This window comes from Nocardioides sp., from assembly GCF_024509035.1.
GTDB lineage: Bacteria > Actinomycetota > Actinomycetes > Propionibacteriales > Nocardioidaceae > Nocardioides.
In genome coordinates this window covers 2,134-4,966 of sequence record NZ_JANINT010000164.1, presented here as the reverse complement: position 1 = coordinate 4,966, position 2,833 = coordinate 2,134, and the positions used below count along the sequence as shown (strand labels likewise).

Sequence of the window (2,833 nt, the reverse complement as noted above, 5' to 3'; positions counted from 1 at the left end):
CCACGCCTCGGCGACGGCGACGGCGGCCCCGGCGCGACCGCGCTCGTCGCCGACCCGCGCGCCGACCGGTGGGAGGTCATCGACCACCCGGGCCGGGTCTTCACGCGGGAGGGGCCGCTGACGCCCGACCCGGCGGTCGCCACCGAGGACGTGCCGATCTACTACGAGGACGGCTGTCAGCGCCGTCCTGGCGAGATCGACGTCTTGCCGTGCGAGTACGGCGACCCCGACGGCGCCACCACGGTCGCCATGCTCGGCGACTCCAAGATGGGCCAGTGGCTCTCGGCCATGGACGCCATCTCGCGCGAGGAGGGCTGGCGCCTGCAGCTGCGCCTGAAGTCGGCCTGCTCGTTCACGCTCGAGGGCCTGGAGAGCGACTGTGCGCCGTACGCGCGCAACGTCCTCGACGGCTTTGCCACGGACGGCGCCCCCGACGTGGCGTTCGTGTCCCAGGGCAGCCCGCCGGACGAGCCCGGCCTGATCGAGGGCAGCGTGGCGGCGATCAAGGAGCTGGAGTCGATGGGCACGCGGGTGATCCTCATCGCCGACAACCCGTCGCCTCGCCTGAAGTCCACCTACCGCTGCGTGGAGCGCAACGACGGCCACTACGGCCGGTGCGACACCCCTCGGGAGGGCCACGTGGACGGGTACGGCACGCCCACGCTGCGGCTGCTCGCCGACCAGCTCGACCTCCCGATGATCGACCTCAACCGGTGGATCTGCCCCGAGGGCCCGGCCGTCTGTCCCTCGGCGCTCGGCGGTGTGCTCGTGCTGCGCCAGGGCTCGCACCTGACCGACACCTACGTGCGGACGCTCACCCCGATGCTGCACCGCGAGCTGAGCCGGCTCGGTGTCGCGCAGACCCCGATCGGCCGGATCGGCCTCGACGACGTGCCGGAGTCGCGGCACTGATCGCACGCAGGGCCCTCAACCTCAGCCTCAGGCGCGCTGCGGCTCCCGCGTCGCGGCGAGTGCGGTGAGCACCTGGGCCGCGGCGTGCGCATCGCCGAGCGGGGTCACGTGCGCCAGCGGCTGGTGGGACAGCACGCTGCCGTCCTCGACGATCGCCCAGATCGGCGTTCCGCTGCCGAGGTAGTCCGACAGCTTGGAGGGCAGGTAGGGGTTGGTCCCCATGCCGTGGTCGCTGGTGTCGGCGTCGTTGACGACCAGGAGGTCGAAGCGGCGGGTGAGCGCGAGGAAGTCGAGGAACCCGACGTACGGGTTGACCACGACCACGTCGGCCAGACCCGCCTCGGCGACCGCGCGCTCGATCGACGATGCGTCCTGGGTGAACACGTGCAGGCAGAGCCGCGAGCGTGAGCGCGCCGGCAGCGCCGCGAGTGCCTCGGTGACCTCGGTGAGCCCGCGGGTGGGGTAGAACGCACCGAAGTAGGCCAGGTGGGCCCGGTCGGGGTCGAGGCGGTAGTCCGGGGACTGCAGCTCGTAGAAGCGTTCGGGCAACGTCGGGTGGTGACGCACCGTCGACAGCGCGCGCACCCGCTCGACGAGCGCGGGGTCGGGGCAGTAGCCGAGCATGTACTCGCGCTGGTTGGCGTTGGTGAACATCACCTCGTCGGCCAGGGCGAACGCCGCCTGCTCGGCCCACGTGAACACGTCGCCGTCCGCAGGCAGGTCGACGCCGGCCGACCGCAGGCCGCTCGCCAGCTCGTCGAACAGCGGCCCGGACCCGGTCGCGTTGCTGCGCTGACCACCGCGCACCGTGCGGCTGATCGGGTCGGAGAACTCCGCGATCCACGGCACGGAGGGGTTGCGCAGCTTGTACTGCGCGGCCACCAGGTGCGAGGCCGCCCACATCGCGCGGGAGTAGACCGACCGGTGGTCGGTGCCCCACTCCTCGAGCTGGGCGAAGACCCGTCCGGACCAGTCCTGCGCCGACGCCCAGGAGCCGAAGTGCGACGGGCCGGCGAGGGCCTCGACGCGGGCGACGTACGGCGCGGCGATCGCGTCGAGCGAGGCGTCGCGCTCGCGCATGTCGTCGAGGTCCTTGCACACGACGTCGACCACCACACCACGCTCGCGGATGCGCCGCGCTGCGACGATCCCGGCCGTGCCGACCCAGGGCGTGAAGCAGTAGAGCAGGGCGAGGTCCTGGGCGGCGTCGGTGTTCACGGTCTCCCAGAGCATCCGTCGCAGCCGGCGGCTCTCGATGTCCTCGACGACCTGGGCGCGCTCCTCGGGGTGGCGCTCGAGGTGGCCGCGGACGTGGACCAGCTGCGCGCGCACCATGTGCCGTGCGACCCGCTCCACCTCGGACGGGACCTCGTCGATCTCCTCGAGGCTGGTGATGCAGCCCAGGCGCTGGGAGACCGAGAAGTCGTAGCCGGGGTCTCGGCGCGAGAGCGAGTCGGGGACCCGGGTGCGGAGGTAGCAGGCACGCCGGTCGGGGAGCACCCGGAACCGGAACTGCTCGTGGGCGTAGGCCTTGGTCCAGAACACGAAGTCCGAGCCGCCGCGCAGGGAGTAGTCGTAGCCCACCGCTCGGGCGGTGGCGACCGGGACGAGCTTGCCCACGTTGAGCGAGATCCCCTGCGGCAGACGGGGGACGCCGACGGTGCCGTCCGGGTCGGTGGCGCCGCGCTCGAGGATCGTCGAGAGCGCGCGGGAGTAGTAGTTGTCGAAGTCCGGCCGGTCGGGCGCGTCGGGCTCGACATCGGCCAGCCACGCCAGGGGGACGACGCCCGGCTCGACAGCGTCGAGGAGGTCCTGGAGGTAGTGGGGTGTCACGCGGTCGTCGTCGTCGACGATGGTCATGTAGGTGCCGCTGGCCGCCCAGAGCCCGACCGTCCGCGCGTGGGCGACACCCGGACGTGCG

2 protein-coding genes are annotated in these 2,833 nt (G+C 72.4%); one reads left to right on the top strand and one right to left on the bottom strand.

What is annotated here, in order from left to right; genetic code table 11:
- The coding region (locus Q0L15_RS12615) for an SGNH hydrolase domain-containing protein (RefSeq protein WP_296604792.1) at nucleotides 1–912 on the top strand (912 nt) is incomplete at its 5' end.
- A 27-nt stretch (nucleotides 913–939) separates the two neighbouring features.
- Here Q0L15_RS12615 and Q0L15_RS12610 read toward each other — a convergent pair.
- On the bottom strand, nucleotides 940–2,833 hold a 1,894-nt coding region (locus Q0L15_RS12610), incomplete at its 5' end, for a glycosyltransferase (RefSeq protein ID WP_296604791.1).